14 protein-coding genes, 1 pseudogene and 1 other annotated feature are annotated in these 16,098 nt (G+C 45.6%); of the genes and pseudogenes, 3 read left to right on the plus strand and 12 right to left on the minus strand.

The window, feature by feature from the left end; translation table 11 throughout:
- Positions 1–40 precede the first annotated feature (40 nt).
- Together MKZ04_RS13470 and MKZ04_RS13475 are read right to left on the minus strand one after the other, a co-directional pair.
- On the minus strand, positions 41–1,819 hold the full coding sequence (locus tag MKZ04_RS13470; RefSeq protein ID WP_025810748.1) for a zinc ribbon domain-containing protein: 1,779 nt from the start codon (positions 1,817–1,819) through the stop codon (positions 41–43).
- A 130-nt stretch (positions 1,820–1,949) separates the two neighbouring features.
- Positions 1,950–2,897: an ABC transporter substrate-binding protein gene (locus MKZ04_RS13475; RefSeq protein ID WP_101561452.1), complete on the minus strand. Its 948-nt coding sequence runs from the start codon at positions 2,895–2,897 to the stop codon at positions 1,950–1,952.
- Between the two features lie 173 nt (positions 2,898–3,070).
- Between MKZ04_RS13475 and MKZ04_RS13480 the strand changes: the two genes are divergently transcribed.
- Positions 3,071–3,400, plus strand: a complete 330-nt coding sequence (locus MKZ04_RS13480; RefSeq protein WP_341046132.1) for a hypothetical protein — start codon at positions 3,071–3,073, stop codon at positions 3,398–3,400.
- A gap of 361 nt (positions 3,401–3,761) precedes the next feature.
- Here the strand turns inward: MKZ04_RS13480 and MKZ04_RS21825 are convergent, their stop codons facing one another.
- The 8 genes from MKZ04_RS21825 to MKZ04_RS13515 all read right to left on the minus strand — a co-directional run bounded on the left by MKZ04_RS21825 (position 3,762) and on the right by MKZ04_RS13515 (position 11,884).
- A complete protein-coding gene (locus MKZ04_RS21825; protein WP_219191931.1) occupies positions 3,762–3,851 on the minus strand; it encodes a putative holin-like toxin in 90 nt (29 codons plus the stop codon).
- Between the two features lie 188 nt (positions 3,852–4,039).
- Positions 4,040–4,672 (minus strand): type 1 glutamine amidotransferase family protein, encoded by a 633-nt coding sequence (locus tag MKZ04_RS13485; protein WP_075212691.1) that lies wholly within the window; start codon positions 4,670–4,672, stop codon positions 4,040–4,042.
- Between the two features lie 136 nt (positions 4,673–4,808).
- On the minus strand, positions 4,809–6,101 hold the full coding sequence (gene eno, locus MKZ04_RS13490) for a phosphopyruvate hydratase (protein WP_020453001.1): 1,293 nt from the start codon (positions 6,099–6,101) through the stop codon (positions 4,809–4,811).
- Between the two features lie 22 nt (positions 6,102–6,123).
- On the minus strand, positions 6,124–7,659 hold the full coding sequence (gene gpmI, locus MKZ04_RS13495; protein WP_020453002.1) for a 2,3-bisphosphoglycerate-independent phosphoglycerate mutase: 1,536 nt from the start codon (positions 7,657–7,659) through the stop codon (positions 6,124–6,126).
- On the minus strand, positions 7,652–8,413 hold the full coding sequence (gene tpiA, locus MKZ04_RS13500; protein ID WP_020453003.1) for a triose-phosphate isomerase: 762 nt from the start codon (positions 8,411–8,413) through the stop codon (positions 7,652–7,654). The genes gpmI and tpiA overlap by 8 nt, the downstream gene beginning before the upstream one ends.
- 30 nt (positions 8,414–8,443) lie before the next feature.
- On the minus strand, positions 8,444–9,628 hold the full coding sequence (locus MKZ04_RS13505; RefSeq protein WP_020453004.1) for a phosphoglycerate kinase: 1,185 nt from the start codon (positions 9,626–9,628) through the stop codon (positions 8,444–8,446).
- A gap of 174 nt (positions 9,629–9,802) precedes the next feature.
- Entirely contained in the window at positions 9,803–10,810 is a 1,008-nt protein-coding gene (gene gap, locus MKZ04_RS13510; protein WP_020453005.1) for a type I glyceraldehyde-3-phosphate dehydrogenase, read from the minus strand.
- Between the two features lie 33 nt (positions 10,811–10,843).
- Positions 10,844–11,884, minus strand: a complete 1,041-nt coding sequence (locus tag MKZ04_RS13515; RefSeq protein WP_020453006.1) for a sugar-binding transcriptional regulator — start codon at positions 11,882–11,884, stop codon at positions 10,844–10,846.
- 293 nt (positions 11,885–12,177) lie between these two features.
- Between MKZ04_RS13515 and MKZ04_RS13520 the strand changes: the two are divergent.
- A pseudogene (locus MKZ04_RS13520) lies at positions 12,178–12,275 on the plus strand (hypothetical protein); the annotation flags it as partial.
- An 89-nt stretch (positions 12,276–12,364) separates the two neighbouring features.
- On the opposite strand, the gene MKZ04_RS13525 reads toward MKZ04_RS13520, so the two are convergent.
- Together MKZ04_RS13525 and MKZ04_RS13530 are read right to left on the minus strand one after the other, a co-directional pair.
- Positions 12,365–13,372 (minus strand): LLM class flavin-dependent oxidoreductase, encoded by a 1,008-nt coding sequence (locus tag MKZ04_RS13525; protein ID WP_023856322.1) that lies wholly within the window; start codon positions 13,370–13,372, stop codon positions 12,365–12,367.
- A 139-nt stretch (positions 13,373–13,511) separates the two neighbouring features.
- On the minus strand, positions 13,512–14,879 hold the full coding sequence (locus tag MKZ04_RS13530) for an amino acid permease (protein WP_023856323.1): 1,368 nt from the start codon (positions 14,877–14,879) through the stop codon (positions 13,512–13,514).
- Between the two features lie 61 nt (positions 14,880–14,940).
- Positions 14,941–15,197, minus strand: a binding site (T-box leader).
- A gap of 314 nt (positions 15,198–15,511) precedes the next feature.
- Between MKZ04_RS13530 and MKZ04_RS13535 the strand changes: the two genes are divergently transcribed.
- Positions 15,512–15,985: a hypothetical protein gene (locus tag MKZ04_RS13535; protein WP_331837628.1), complete on the plus strand. Its 474-nt coding sequence runs from the start codon at positions 15,512–15,514 to the stop codon at positions 15,983–15,985.
- Positions 15,986–16,098 lie beyond the last annotated feature (113 nt).

Here is a 16,098-nt window from a genome sequence, read left to right on the forward strand (position 1 = left end):
AAGTAAAAAGCCTTTTTCCTCAAAGGAAAAAGGCTTTTTTTTATTCTATTGACGTCAAGAGCAATTGTCCGTTCTCGATGGAGGCATGATATGTCCAATGGTACGTTTTTAACTGTTTTTTTCCGCCTTTAATGATATTGATTTTCTCCGTTGTCTTAATCGTTGCCTCCCGCCCGTTTTGCTTCCAGCTGTTTACGCTGAAATCTGCAACTTCTTCCTGCGTCCCGCTGTTGTACAGTTTAGTGACAAGTTTCTTTTGATCGTTGTACAGCGGACTTCCTTCTTTCAAGCTGTCGCGGACAAGGCCGAAATTGTTTGTGTTGATGGCGCCTTGAAGACTGTATAAATACGTTTCAATGGCGGAAGCAACCTTTTGATCAGTGAGCTCTTCATCTGCTGATGCATTGTTCACAGCTCCTTTTGCCGAAGCCCATGCCGATGTGTATTCCTTCGGATTGTCATTTTTGATTTCTTTTTGATGTTCGATATTGATAACGGCTTCAGGATCGCTTTTTTCGACGAACCACTTTTTCTTGCTTTCTGAATAGACCAGTGTATACGTATAGCCGCTATCGTTTTCTTCCAGTTCAGGGGAACTGTAGTCGTCATAATAAGCCGATTTATGCTTTTCAATCCCTTTAACCTCTGTTTTCCATTGCCCGTCTTCTTTGTACAGCCGAAACGAATCAAGATCAAATACGGTAGATAAGTAGGTGCCTTTATAGTAGGTGCTGCTGCTTTTCAGCCCGTCCGTGACCTCTTTCAGGCTAGTTTGATAAGACGTCGCGGCCAGTGTCATGCCGCTGACATCGCCGCTTGCAAAGGCCTTTGCTGCTTCTTTTGTATGACTGACGACCGTGGTCATCATCTCATCCATAAATTCCTTGTCTGAAGCAAGATTGACTTCGATTTCCCCGCTTTCAATCGGCGTTTTTTCGCTTTTCAGCTTCCCCCACGGAAATTGCGCCTCAACCGCAGCAGTCATTGAACCGTCAGTCAGCACGGGTCCGAATTCAGTTCCTTTGAACGGGTTGATCTTCATCTCCTGATCATTGATCCAGAGCGTTCCTTTCAAGTTTTCATAGCCTTCTCCAAAGACGAGCTTTGCCATGTGCCCGTCAAGGTCCGCATTAACCTTCACATCACCTTGGAGGGCAGTGACCTTTTCCGCTTTTTCAAGGTCGGCGATTCCGCTTTTCAGCTTTGCCTTCACCTCGTAAATACCGGGAACAAACGGGCCGATTTTTTTCTCGAAGTTTTCTTTTTCTGTTGTGATGACCTTCTCACCGTTAACAAACAGGCCGGTATCTTTATAGTTTGTCTTAACCGTTAAATAGACAGGCACCGTGTTCAAGACATAGTGGTCATAGATCCAAAAACGTCTGCCCTTTTTTTCGATCGTCATCAATGGATGGCCGGCACCGCTCTTTAAGGATGAGATCAGCTCTTTTTCTTCATCCGGATGTTCTTTCAAATAATCGAGGAGCGGCTTGACGTTTTTCTCCGTGACAGCCAGATCCACGTCTGATGATTGAAGCAGTTTTGCTGCTTTCTTGGCATCTTTCTGATCGAGGGCAGCTTCAAAATCGGAAATCAGTTTTTCCTTTGAAGTGAGTGCTTCACCGGTTTTATAGCCGGCAAACAATAAAATCAAGCAGGCCGCGATTGCTGCCATGATGATGATTCTTTTTCGTGTCATCGCACGCTGATACCCTGCCGCCGGATCGGAAGCTCGTTCCTCGTCCACCCGCGCGCCGCAATGCTTGCAATACAGCGCATTTTTTGTTCGTTCCCTTCCACATTCCTTGCAAAAATTCATGACTTTCCTCCTATCAAACTTAAACATCTTTAGTCATTTTATACTATATTTATCGTAAGAAGGGAGTTAATCTTAAGGCAGCATCAAAAAAAGCCAAACGAATGCGCTGATCCGTTTGACTTTTTTTTCATTATTTTAAAAAGTATTTTTCGATATCATCAAGCATCAGATTCGCTGCAAGGACGCCCCCGGCTGTATTCCAGACGGCATCGCTCACTTTATGGACGTTTCCTTTTTTGGAGACGCTTAAATTTTTAAAGAGCGGATCGTTGACATAGTCTTTCTCAATGGCGCTTGCTTTGTCATTGCCTGTCTCATACGTGTAATAAAAAAGCACGTCTCCATCCATATCAGGAATTTGCTCCTTTGTCACTTCCATTTGTCCGAGATCGTTGGCTTCCTGGCCTTTAGGCCTTGCAAAACCGAGCTGATCCAAAATCGTTCCGGCAAACGATCCCTTGTGATAGATGCGGGTATCGGCATCTGTAAAGCGGACGAGAGAGACTTTTTGCTTCACTTTATCGCCGAGCTTTTCATGAATGTCTTCAACACGCTTGTCAAAGTCAGCGATGACTTTTTCGCCTTCTGCTTTTTTATTGAGCGCCTCGGCTGTCAGCTTAAAGTTGTCTTTCCATTCCCCTGACAATGTCTCGGCAAATACGGTCGGCGCGATGGCTTTCAGCTTGTCGTATACTTCTTCTTGGCGGATTTTGTTGCCGATGATGAGGTCAGGGTTCAGGCTCGCGATTTTTTCAATATTCGGCGCAGCTTCCGTTCCGACGTTCTCTACGCCTTTCATTTTATCTTTAATATGATCATACCATGGATCTCCCAGCCAGGATTGAACGGCGCCGATAGGTTTAACACCCAGGGCGAGCACTGCTTCTGTCGCTTCATTCGTCAGCACAACGACTTTTTTCGGAGTGCCGTCAATTGTCGCTGTTCCCATTGCGTGCTTTACAGTATAGGAATCTTTGCTGTCGTTCTTCTCCGCAGCTTGTTCTTTCTCTTGATTTCCACAGGCGGCTAATACAAGGAAAAGCGCAGCGAACAGCGCAAACCATTTAAAACGTTTCATGATATGCTGTATCCCCTTTTCTCAAATGATTTTCATTATCAATTAGATTATATAATGAAACAACCCAAAGTCAATATGAAATTCCTATAGTTTTTTAGTTCAAACACTAAGATAATTATTCCGCTTTTACTTCTGAATACTTATAGTGTATATTTTCAAGTGGAGGGATTTAAATGAAAAATTTGGCTTTATCCATTCTCTATCTTTTAGGATTTGTGATGTTAAGCAGCTGGTCGGTTTCATTTGGAGAAATGTTCGGAGTCAATGTTTCAGCTATACCTCAGTTTATTTTAGCGATGCTGTTCACACTTATCATAGGAGGCTATACGGGTCTTCCTTTAATTTATATCAAATTCAAAAGATCTGAAACGTTGTTTTTCACGAATCAAAAGGTCTTCCTCATCACCTTAGGATTGGGTGTGCTGCTTTCCTGCGCGGCTACAGCCTTCAGCAAATGCTCTCTTCCATTGCGATTGCACTGCTGTCGATCATTGGTTTTTTGATCATTGGCATTAGCGGTTTTCTTCCCGCCTGGCTTCTGAAACCTGTGAAAAGTCTGTGATAACGGGTGGGCTTTTTCTTAGGCTGAAGGGTTGTTGGAGCCCAAGGTTGTAAACAGTGCTAGACAAAATGGGGCAGAAAATACCTTTCCGATTCATAAAAACAACAATTTGCTATCACCATTTACAAATTAATGAAAATTCCTTATGATATAGATGTAATCTCAGAAAGCATGTTGTATATACTAAGAAGCGAAGTGCTCCAACACTTCGGCTTGTACAAAAAGCCGGCCCTTCGAAGGGGCTTGCTCAGATTGATCTAAAATAGACCACTCCCTATCACTTTCCAGGCTCAAGGGGCGGTCTATTTTTCTGTGTTCTTTGACAACATGGCAATCAGCATGCCAAAAGCAATCATTAAAGAGATTGTTTCATAAGCTGTCACTTTTATCACCCCCTTTCAGAAGGGGATGAGCAAGACTTCCCTTGAGTGAGCAAAGCTTTTTATACGAGGTAGATTATACCATACCAAACAGAGTGTTAAATAAAATAAAAAACCCTTTTCCCTCATGAAATTTGCTTTTCCACCGAAAAAAATGCTCCTCCAGCGTCTAAAGCATCGTTCTCCTCATGGTCTTTGAGCTACTTATTGATCGAGTTCATTAACGTGAAGAAATATTCAGGTTGGCCGGTCTTATTGAGCTGATACCATGAATCCAATGTATCCGGTGCAAACACGTCTAATTTTTTCAGCACTTCCCTCGCGAATTCAAGAGGAGCCGTTCCTGATGCAGTAACCAGATTCTCATCAGATACCGCTGGCTCCATCTCATAAAATGGTTCTCCTTTATAATGGGGACAGACCATTTTCATATATGCCAGGTCATTGCTTGTATGCTTTCTTGAATTCAAGTATCCGTTATTCGCCAGTCCCGCAGTTGCGCCGCAAATTGCGGCAACCATCGCGCCAAGCTCTAAAGCTTCGCCGGCCTTTTTTAAGATCGGCTGATGAATCTCTTCTCCCCAAGTATTCCCTCCGGGTAAAATTAAAAGATCCGTACTCGCAAGCGTCCACTCATCAAGTGAGATATCCGGTTTGATGCGCAGCCCTCCCATCGTCGTCACCATTTCTTTAGTCACTCCTATTGTCATGACTTTTAAAGGTGCTGCATCTTTTTTGAAATATCTTCCCGAGTTCAGTTCGGCCATTAAATATCCATATTCCCAATCCGACATTGTAGGAAATGCATAAAGATAAACTGTTTTCGACTGCATCCATAACACTCCAATCTCAATTGATACAGCCTATTATAGTCAAAAACCCTGACAGCTCTTGTCAGGGTAAAGAAAAAATTAAGCTTTCACACAAAAAAGAGCTTGGCCGCATCAGCAGCCAAGCTTTTTTTTATGCTTACTTATTCAAGTTGTAGAAAGATTGAATACCATGGTATTGAGCAGTTTCAGCCAACTGATCTTCGATGCGAAGAAGCTGGTTGTATTTCGCAACACGGTCCGTACGGGACGGAGCACCTGTTTTGATTTGTCCTGCGTTTGTTGCCACAGCGATGTCAGCGATTGTGCTGTCTTCAGTTTCACCAGAACGGTGAGAGATAACAGCAGTGTAGCCTGCGCGTTTCGCCATTTCGATCGCATCGAATGTTTCAGTCAATGTACCGATTTGGTTTACTTTGATCAGGATAGAGTTGCCGACGCCGTTTTTGATGCCTTCAGCAAGTTTTTTCGTGTTTGTAACGAAAAGGTCATCACCGACAAGCTGAACTTTTGAGCCAAGACGCTCAGTCAGAAGTTTGTGGCCTTCCCAGTCGTTTTCGTCAAGTCCGTCTTCGATAGAGATGATTGGGTATTTAGAAACCATTTCTTCGTACCAGTCAACCATTTCAGCAGATGTTTTCACAACGCCTTCGCCGGACAGATGGTATTTGCCGTCTTCTTTGTTGTAGAACTCAGAAGATGCAGCATCCATAGCCAATTTCACTTCTTCGCCAGGTTTGAAGCCGGCTTTTTCAATCGCTTCAACGATTGTTTGAAGCGCTTCTTCGTTAGAACCAAGGTTTGGAGCGAATCCGCCTTCATCACCTACAGCAGTGTTCATTCCTTTAGCAGAAAGAACTGATTTCAAGCTGTGGAAAATTTGTGCTCCCATGCGAAGTGCTTCGCGGAAGTTTTCCGCACCGACAGGCATGATCATGAATTCTTGAATGTCAACGTTGTTGTCCGCATGCTCTCCGCCGTTTACGATGTTCATCATCGGTACTGGGAGCGTTTTAGAGTTGAATCCTCCAAGGTATTGGTATAGAGGAATCTGTAAGAAATCCGCAGCTGCGCGGGCAACGGCCATTGATACGCCAAGGATGGCGTTGGCGCCGAGCTTGCCTTTATTTTCAGTTCCGTCAAGTTCGATCAGCAATTTGTCGATTGATACTTGCTCTGTCACATCAAAGCCGATAAGCTCAGGTGCGATGATTTCGTTTACGTTGTTAACGGCTGTTAAAACGCCTTTTCCAAGGTAGCGGTCTTTGTCGCCGTCGCGAAGCTCAACAGCTTCGTATTCACCAGTGGAAGCTCCGCTTGGAACAAGCGCGCGTCCAAAAGCTCCTGATTCAGTGTATACTTCAACTTCAACCGTCGGGTTACCGCGGGAGTCTAATACTTCACGTGCATAAACATCAACAATGTATGGCATGTTTGTTTCTCTCCTTTAAAGCTTATTTTTGAATTAATGACGATCCTGTCATTTCTTTCGGTTTTTCAACACCCAGCAAGTCTAAAAGAGTTGGCGCCAGATCCCCGAGGATTCCGCCTTCTCTTAATGTCACGCCTTCTTTTGTGACGATGACAGGAACCGGATTTGTCGTATGTGCGGTGTGCGGCTTGCCTTCTTCAGTAATCAGCACGTCTGCGTTACCGTGGTCGGCCGTAATAATCGCGTGGCCGCCTTTTGCAAGAATCGCATCAACGACTTCGCCGAGGCACTCGTCAACCGCTTCGATTGCTTTGACCGTCGGCTCGACTTTTCCTGAATGTCCGACCATGTCAGGGTTGGCAAAGTTGAGGATGATCGCGTTATGGTTTTCAGCCTCAATTTCTTTGACAAGCGCATCTTTTACTTCATATGCGCTCATTTCAGGTTTCAAGTCGTATGTTGCAACTTTAGGCGAGTCGATTAAGATTCGCTCTTCGCCAGGGAATTTCTCTTCGCGTCCGCCGCTCATAAAGAACGTAACGTGCGGATATTTTTCAGTTTCAGCGATGCGAAGCTGCTTCAACCCGTTTTGGGATAAAACTTCGCCGACTGTGTTGTCGAGATTGACCGGTTTGAATGCCACGTATCCGTCAACCGTTTCACTGAAATGTGTCAAGCAGACGAAATGAAGGTTTTTCGGATGCTTGTCTCCGCGGTCGAAATCGCGGAAGTCATCATTGGTGAACGTGTTGGAAATCTGGATCGCCCGGTCAGGTCTGAAGTTGTAGAAAATGACCGCATCGTTGTCCTTGATTGTCGCAACAGGCTCGCCGTTTTCTTTCGTGATGACGGAAGGAATGACGAATTCATCGTAAATTCCGTTTTCATAAGAATCTTTCACGACATCGAGCGGATTTTCATATTTCGGTCCTTCTCCGTATGCCATGGCGCGGTACGCTTTTTCGACGCGGTCCCAGCGCTTGTCTCGGTCCATTGAATAATAGCGGCCTGACAATGTTGCGATCTCGCCGACGCCGATTTCTTCGATTTGCTCCTGAAGCTCTTTGATGTACTTCTCAGCTGTTTGCGGGCCTACATCGCGGCCGTCAAGGAAGCCGTGAATATAGACGTTTTCAACGCCTTCTTTTTTCGCAAGCTTCAAGAGTGCGTACAAATGTTGAATGTGGCTGTGTACTCCGCCGTCAGACAGCAGTCCGAACAAGTGGAGGTTTGTGCCTTTTTCTTTGACGTGTTTCATCGCGTCTAAAAACGTTTCGTTCCGCTCAAATTCGCCTTCACGGATTGCGACGTTGACGCGCGTCAGGCTTTGATAGACGATCCGTCCGGCGCCAATGTTCAAGTGGCCGACTTCAGAGTTTCCCATTTGTCCTTCGGGAAGTCCGACCGCTTCGCCTGAAGCTGTCAGCGTCTGATGCGGATACTTGTTCCAATAGCGGTCAAAGTTCGGTTTCTTCGCTTGGGCTACGGCGTTTCCGACTGTTTCGTCCCTTAGTCCAAACCCATCCAAAATGATGAGTGCGGCCAATTTATTACTCATATTGACCTGCCTCCAGTAATTGCACGAAAGACTGCGGCTCAAGGCTTGCTCCGCCGACAAGAGCGCCGTCGATATCGGATTCGGCCATATATTCTTTAATGTTCGCAGGTTTTACGCTTCCACCGTACTGAATGCGGACGCTGTCTGCTGCAGCTTGTCCGAATTCTGATGCAACGGTTTTGCGGATGTGCGCGCATACTTCGTTTGCATCTTGTGCAGTTGAAGATTTGCCGGTTCCAATCGCCCAGATCGGCTCATAAGCGATCACGGAAGCAGCTACCTGTTCAGTTGTTAAACCTGCAAGTGCTTTTTTCACTTGGTCTGCAACAAGCTCGTTTGTTTTGTTTGCTTCGCGCTCTTCAAGCGTTTCACCTACGCAGATGATCGGCACGATGCCATATTTGAATGCAGCATGCGCTTTTTTGTTGACCGTTTCATCCGTTTCAGCAAACATTTCGCGGCGCTCGGAGTGGCCGATGACGCAGTATTCAACTCCGAGGTCTTTCAAAGCCGCAGGGCTGATTTCACCCGTGAAAGCACCGCTTTCTTCAAAGTGCATGTTTTGCGCGCCGACTTTCAGATCTGTACCTTTAACAGCTGATGCAAGCTTTTCAAGGAACAGTGCAGGCGCACAGACAACAGCTTCTGCTTTATCTGCTGCGGGAATGGAAGATTTCACTTCTTCAACGAAGCTGACAGCTTCTGAAAGCACTTTATTCATCTTCCAGTTACCGGCTATAATTGGTTTTCTCATATGCTCCACTCCTTATGCTGTATATTTTGCTTACTTGTCGTTCAATGCTTTGACGCCAGGAAGTTCTTTTCCTTCCATAAACTCAAGGGAAGCTCCGCCGCCTGTTGAAATGTGGCTCATTTTGTCAGCAAGGCCGAACTTTTCTACAGCAGCTGCAGAGTCTCCGCCGCCGATGACAGAGTATGTATCTTTTGCCTCTGCTAAAGCTTCAGCGACAGCTTTTGTTCCTTTAGCGAACGCATCGAGTTCGAATACACCCATCGGTCCGTTCCAAACAACAAGCTTGCTGTTTTTAATGACGTCAGCATATGTTTTTCTTGTTTCCTCCCCGATGTCAAGGGCTTCCCAGTCGCTAGGGATTTCGCTGACCGGCACGACTTTCGTGTTGGCGTCGTTTGAGAAATCGTCAGCAACAAGCACGTCTGTAGGCATGTAGAAGTTCACGCCTTTTTCTTTGGCGCGGTCCATGAAAGATTTAGCCAATTCAATTTTATCTTCTTCAAGCAGGGATTTTCCTACTTCATGGCCCAGCGCTTTAACGAACGTGTAAGCAAGACCGCCGCCGATGATCAGGTTGTCTACTTTCTCAAGAAGACTTTCGATCACGCCGATTTTGTCTTTTACTTTTGCGCCGCCGATGATCGCTGTAAACGGACGTTCAGGGTTAGACAGTGCTTTGCCCAGCACTTCAAGCTCTTTTTCCATGAGGAAGCCTGCAACAGCAGGAAGGTGTTCAGCGATACCTGCTGTTGAAGCATGGGCACGGTGAGCCGCTCCGAATGCGTCATTGACATAAACGTCAGCCAGGTCGGCAAACGCTTTAGACAGCTCAGGATCATTCTTTTCTTCTCCCGGATAGAAGCGGACATTTTCCAATACGAGAATATCTCCGTCTTTCATTTCGGAAATTTGCGCTTTTACGGCGTCGCCGTAAGCTTCATCCGCTTTTTTCACTTCTTTACCGATCAGTTCGCCGAGGCGTGCGGCTACCGGCGTTAAGCGAAGCTCTTCTGAAACCTGGCCTTTCGGACGGCCCAAGTGGCTTGCAAGAAGAACTTTCGCTCCCTGCTCTGTTAAGTATTGAATCGTCGGAAGTGCGGCGCGGATTCTCGTATCATCCGTCACTTTTCCGTCCTTCATCGGAACGTTAAAGTCAACACGGCAGAAAACAACACGGCCTTTTACATCAATGTCTTTTACTGATTTTTTGTTCATGGCTTTTAGGAGATCCTCCTTTTAATGTTTTACAAGCCTGAAAACGGAAATCCCCGGGCGGCTTAATTGGCGCCGATATGGAAAAAGGGAAAGGGAGTGTGTGTCCCCTTCCCTTGTCCGCTTTCATTATAGCGCTTCTCTCATCAAGAACCAAGTCTGATTCTGGTTTCCGGATTAAAGACCTTGTTTTGCGATGTAAGCGGCAAGGTCAACTACACGGTGAGAATATCCGCTTTCGTTGTCATACCAAGAAATAACTTTAACCATGCTGCCTTCCATAACCATTGTAGAAAGAGCATCGATTGTAGAAGAGTTTGCATTGCCGTTGTAGTCTTTAGAAACAAGCGGCTCTTCGCTGTAGCCAAGAACGCCTTGAAGTTCGCCTTCTGCTGCTTCTTTAAACGCTGCGTTTACTTCTTCTGCTGTTACTTCTTTGTCAAGTTCAGCAACCAGGTCAACAAGTGATACGTTTGGTGTTGGAACACGCATTGCTCCGCCGTTCAGTTTTCCTTTCAATTCAGGAAGTACAAGAGAAACGGCTTTCGCTGCACCAGTTGTTGTAGGAATGATGCTTTCAGCTGCCGCACGCGCACGACGGTAGTCTTTGTGCGGAAGATCCAGGATTTGCTGATCGTTTGTGTAAGAGTGAACAGTTGTCATCATACCGCGTTTGATGCCGAATTTGTCGTTCAGAACTTTTGCAAACGGCGCAAGGCAGTTTGTTGTGCAAGATGCGTTAGAGATCACATCGTGGTTAGCCGCATCGTATTTATCTTCGTTAACACCCATAACGATTGTAATATCTTCTTCACTCGCAGGAGCTGAGATGATAACTTTTTTCGCGCCGGCTTCCAAATGTTTCGCCGCATCTGCGCGTTTTGTGAAGAAACCAGTAGATTCAACTACGATTTCAACGCCTTGTTTGCCCCAGCTAAGTTTAGAAGGATCGCGCTCTGCTGTAACTTGGATTGTTTGACCGTTAACAACTAGGTTGTTTCCGTCAACAGAAACCTCTGCGTCCAATTTTCCGTGTACTGAATCATATTGTAATAGGTGAGCAAGCATGTTAGCGTCTGTCAAATCGTTAACTGCTACAACCTCAACTTCAGGATTATTTAATGCTGCGCGGAATACATTGCGTCCAATACGACCAAAACCATTAATACCGACTTTTACTGCCATGATGATTTCCTCCTTTAAGTAAATAAGAGATATTTAATTTATATTGAGGGAAGAAGCTTCCCTTAATAACTGTTTCGCGGCTCCTTCATCAGTGATCAAAACCGTGTTGCGCGGCTTTTTGAAGTACGCCTCTATCGCGTCCGCTTTTGACGAGCCTCCCGCCACCGCAATGATGTTCGGGATTGAATCAAGATCTTCGAGCTGGATGCCAACGCTGTGCACTTTGTGAATGACTTCTCCGTGGCGGTCGAAATAGTAGCCGAACGCTTCTGCAACCGCCTCATTTTCTTCTATTTTCTTCAAATCTTCCTTCGGTGTATTTCTTCGTTCTGCCATTGTTTTAGCATCCCCGATTCCATGGATCACCATACTGGACGATTGAATTGTCTGAAGCACTTCTTTAATAGAAGGCTCTTCAATGATAGAAGAATATGCTTCTTTGCTCAGCTCACCCGGCACAAATAACAGTCTGTATGTACCGGAAGCTTTTTCAGCCATATGGGCGCAAATCGTATTGGCCTGATTCCTGACGTTTTCGCCGAGCCCGCCTCTTGCCGGAACAAAAAGCAGCTTGCGGTTTTTCGAGTCAGGCGTCATCATTTCTGCCACGGCCTCAAGCGTCGTACCTCCGGTTACGGCGACGATATTTTCCCCCGTAAACCTGTTTTTCATGCATGCGACGGCCGCTCTCCCCATCTCTTTTTTGACCCATGGGGACTGGTCGCTGTCTCCCGATACAATGATGACTTCGTCGAGGTTCAACCTCTCTTTTAATGTATTTTCCAAATGGGTTAAACCTAAAACATCCTTCATCGTATCTTCGAGAACTTTCAGCAGGTTGGATCCTTCAAGTGTCAATATCATGCCGGTTGTTTTAATCTCTAGTAGATTTTGTTCTTTTAAAAACTGAACCTCCGCCCTTAAAATCCGCTCGCTGATGCCGAGACTGGCGGCAAGGCTTCTTCTGCCGATCGGTTCAGTCAGCCTTATGTACTGCAAAATTTTGTACCTTTTCTGCATGACATCGAGAAGATCCGGCAATAATTTTTTTTGAGCCTGTATTAGTTGATTCATGCCAAAACGTTCCTTTCATCTCGTCCTGGACAAATAATGTCCCGTAGTGACTGAAAACGTCCCACCTCAGCCAAAAAAAATTGCTCCTGCTTACATTCCTTATTGTAACAGGGTTAAAATGTTTATTCAACTGTTAAGAATCAATTCATCGACAACATTCGCGCGAATGTTCACACATCTGTATTAATTATTGTCCCTGTTGATTTCTATACTATACATATTTCATGAAAATTGTGCCTCAATGAAAAAAAACTATGAATGCCATTGCGTATTACGGACCGGAAATATTCAAAATGAATCTGGCTGTCCAACGTTCTGGGACGTTTGAATGGGGTGTAATACCGGATGGTGGTCGATGCTCGCGTACGGTATGGTACCGTCCCTCATCTTCGTCTATTTTCAAAAATAAATATATTGCTAAAGTACGTACTCAAAAAAAAAGCAACGGGCGGTTTTTCCGTTCCGTTGCTTTGTTGCCGTTTATCCATTTTTCCAGACATCAGCAATGATTTCAAACGAGCGGAGTCTATCAGCATGGTCAAACGTTTCTGAATTGATCATGATCTCGTCCGCCTGAGTCGTACGGATGAATTCTTCAAGCTTTTCTTTCACAGTGTCCGGCCCGCCGATGATCGTTGAGCTGAGCTGCTCATTCACCATCGCTTTTTCACGCGGCGTCCAAATCTGATCCATATCATCTACAGGCGGCTTAAGCTGAGTCGGGGCGCCGCGGACAAGATCCAAAAACTTCTGATAGTGCGATGTTGCAAGGCGCTGCGCTTGCGCGTCCGTATCGGCTGCGATCACGGTCACCCCGACCATCGCATAAGGCTCCTCCAAGACGCCCGGCTTAAACGAACTGCGGTACAGTTCCAAAGCAGGCAGCGTATTGGCCGGCGAAAAATGAGCCGCAAATGCAAACGGCAAACCGAGTTCCCCGGCAAGCCGGGCGCTGAATCCGCTTGAACCGAGAAGCCAAATCGGCACATCAAGCCCTTCGCCCGGTATGGCGCGCACGTGGTTTCTTACATTGCCGGACGGCTTAAAATACTGGCGGAGTTCTTCAAGCTGCTCGGGAAAATCCTCCCCGCTGCTTATATTTCTTCTTAATGCGCGGGCGGTTAATTGATCCGTACCCGGAGCGCGCCCCAGTCCTAAATCGATTCTGCCTGGATAAAGGGATTCAAGCGTTCCGAACTGTTCGGCGATAACGAGCGGGGAATGGTTCGGCAGCATAATCCCTCCCGAACCGATGCGCATCTTCTTGGTGCCCCCGGCGATATAACCGATCAAAACAGAGGTAGCCGAGCTCGCAACGCCTTCGATATTATGGTGTTCAGCCAGCCAGAACCTGTGGTATCCCCATCTTTCGGCATGCTGCGCCAAATCCATAGATTGTTTAAAAGATTGTCCCGCATCTCCGCCTTGTACGATAGGAGACAGATTTAATACGGAATACTTCGTATTTTTGAAATGCTGTTTTGACATTGTCTTTCCTTCTTCCTGAAGTGTAGTGGTCATGTAATTAGACGATAACATAATCGTTCAGGTGAATAAAAGAAATTAGTTCGAAAAAAATCGAACTAATGTGTTTAAAGCTTGCCTCCCTGCGGAGGCAAGCCTTTTTTTAAGAAGCGGACGTTTGGCCGGCTGTCTGGTTCCTTCCTTTAAAGAAATAAGCAGCGCTAATGAGCAGATAGATTCCCGCCGTCACCAATGTAATGACAATCGATGTGGTCAGGATGACACCGATCAGTATCGCTGTCAGTGAAATGATTGCCAGCCAAGTCGTATAAGGGAACCATTTGACATAGTAGCCGTTCCCCGCTGTTTGATTCCGTTTCCTCGATTTTAAATGGGCAGCGGCAATCAGCATCCAGATCACAAGGACGGTATAGCCGAGAGACCCCATCAAATATTCAAACGTTTGGCTGCCGGCAAACAGTGAAAACAATACGCCCAAGTATAAGAAAGAAGTACACAATAGAATCGAATAAACCGGCACTTTTCTCATGGAAAGTCTCGAAAAGATTTTCGGCATTCTTCCGTCTGATGCCTGTGTATACATTATTCGGGAGGCGCCGTAAAGCCCTGAGTTCATCGAAGAAATGACCGCCAGTAAAATGACCGCATTCATCAAATGATCCGCTCCGGGAATGCCGATCATCTTAAAGACCATAACAAAAGGACTCTCCGACACACCGTTGACTTGATTCCATGGAATCAAGCTGACGATCACGAAAAACGGCAGAAGATAAAAAGCAATAATGCGCGTCAACGTTCCACGCACGGCTTTAGGCACGACCTTCTCAGGGTTTTTGGTTTCCGCCAGTGTCACCCCGATAATTTCGGTTCCGCCGTAGGAATAGATCACAACTAGCATGGCTGTAATCAGCCCTCCGGCGCCATTCGGGAAGAAGCCGCCATGGTCTGTCAAATGAGTAAAACCAACAGCTGAGTGTTGTCCAAAAGAGAAAAATAACAAGATAAATCCGGATATAATAAAGACGACAATCACTGTGATTTTAATAAGGGCAAGCCAGTATTCCGTCTCGGCAAAGCTTTTGACAGAAAGCAAATTCACGCTCGTAATGACGAGTGAAACGAACAGCGCCAGCACCCAGATCGGCAGCCCCGGCAGCCAGTACTGCAAAAATATCGCGGCGACAACAGCCTCTGCCGCAATATTGAGAACCCACATTTTCCAGTATATCCAGTCTAAAAAATAAGCGGCATACGGCCCTAATATTGATTGAACAAGATCCCTGAATGTTCTGGCTTCACTGTTTCGGACAGCCATCTCGGCAAGCCCCTGCATGATAAACAGCAAAATCACGCCGCCGATCAAGTAGGCGATCATGACCGAAGGCCCCGCCAAATCGATCGCTTTGCTGCTTCCTTTAAATAATCCTGCTCCAATGGCTCCGCCCAATGCCATCATCATAATATGCCGCGATGTCATTGTGCGCTCGAGCTTCTGCATGTCTTTCTCCATCTATGTTCACTTCCTCTAGTAAAATGAAAAAAGCTCACCGTCTCCCTCTTCGATTTGAAGATAAAGAGACGATGAGCTTTGAAGCTTACCGCGGTACCACTCTTTTTGATTCTATGCCAAGAATCCAGCTTTGCGATGCACAGCCATGCTGTGCAAACCTGTTAACGAAGGTTAATCGTAATGTCCTCAGGAATTGATGTCCGTCCTTTAGCCAGTCCACTCCCGGGCGAGTTCAAAGGTTCATTGGTCTGCGTCGCACCTACCCGCAGCTCTCTTTGCCAATGCCGATCTTTTACTGCTCCCGTTCATTGTGTTTTCTTCTGCCTGAAATATATTCATATAATATACGTGCCGATCTTGACTTTGTCAACATCAAATCCACTGCCAAAAAATAAAAATTAAAATTTTTATCTTTTTTCAAGGAAAATCGCCTTTTCCATTGGAAAATACAAGGGAAGATATGCACAACTTTCATGATGATGGAGCATTCCCCAAAAGAGGGAAATATAAAAATCGGCGGATATCCCCCGAAAAAAATAGTTAAATTGAAATATTATTCAAACTTTACAAAATATTATAACGATGATAGAGTGTGAACCGAATCATCACATCAGCTAAAGGAGGAAGAGAACGTGAAAAAACTTTCGTTTATGGTGATCTTGACCGTATTGACGCTCGTCTTTGGTTCATCGTCCGTAAGCTTTGCGAAAAACATTCCTGAAGACAGATATACAACACCTACAGATGCTGAATTTAGCCAGATGAAAGAGATTTTAAACGACGCTGATATCGAAACCGGCAATTTGCAGAAAGATTACGGAGTGATTGTCAATGATCCTGCTGAAAAAATCGGCGTCATATCAGACACCCCTGCCGAAAAAGATGACTGGAGCCATGTCAGCTTCCATTCCTACTATGTCGACCTCAACAGCAACACTCTTATCGCTGATGTTCAATTTGAATTCACACAAAACGATGACGGCACTTCGGAAACCGAGTACAAAAACGTAACAAACGGAGGCAGGTATTTCGTCAAGATGGACCAAGACGGAAATGTCATTGATGAAGAAACGACCGGCGACATGTCGATTTTGGGGAAATACTAGAAACCGAGCACCCCTTATGGAAAACGCCTTTATTCAAAGGCGTTTTTTTGTTCGGGCATTTAATAGATCTATCCATTGACGCCATTCGCATCTGCAAGACTAAAGGCATGATG

Origin of the sequence: Bacillus sp. FSL W7-1354, assembly GCF_038002405.1 — a bacterium.
In the GTDB taxonomy this organism is placed as follows: domain Bacteria; phylum Bacillota; class Bacilli; order Bacillales; family Bacillaceae; genus Bacillus; species Bacillus paralicheniformis.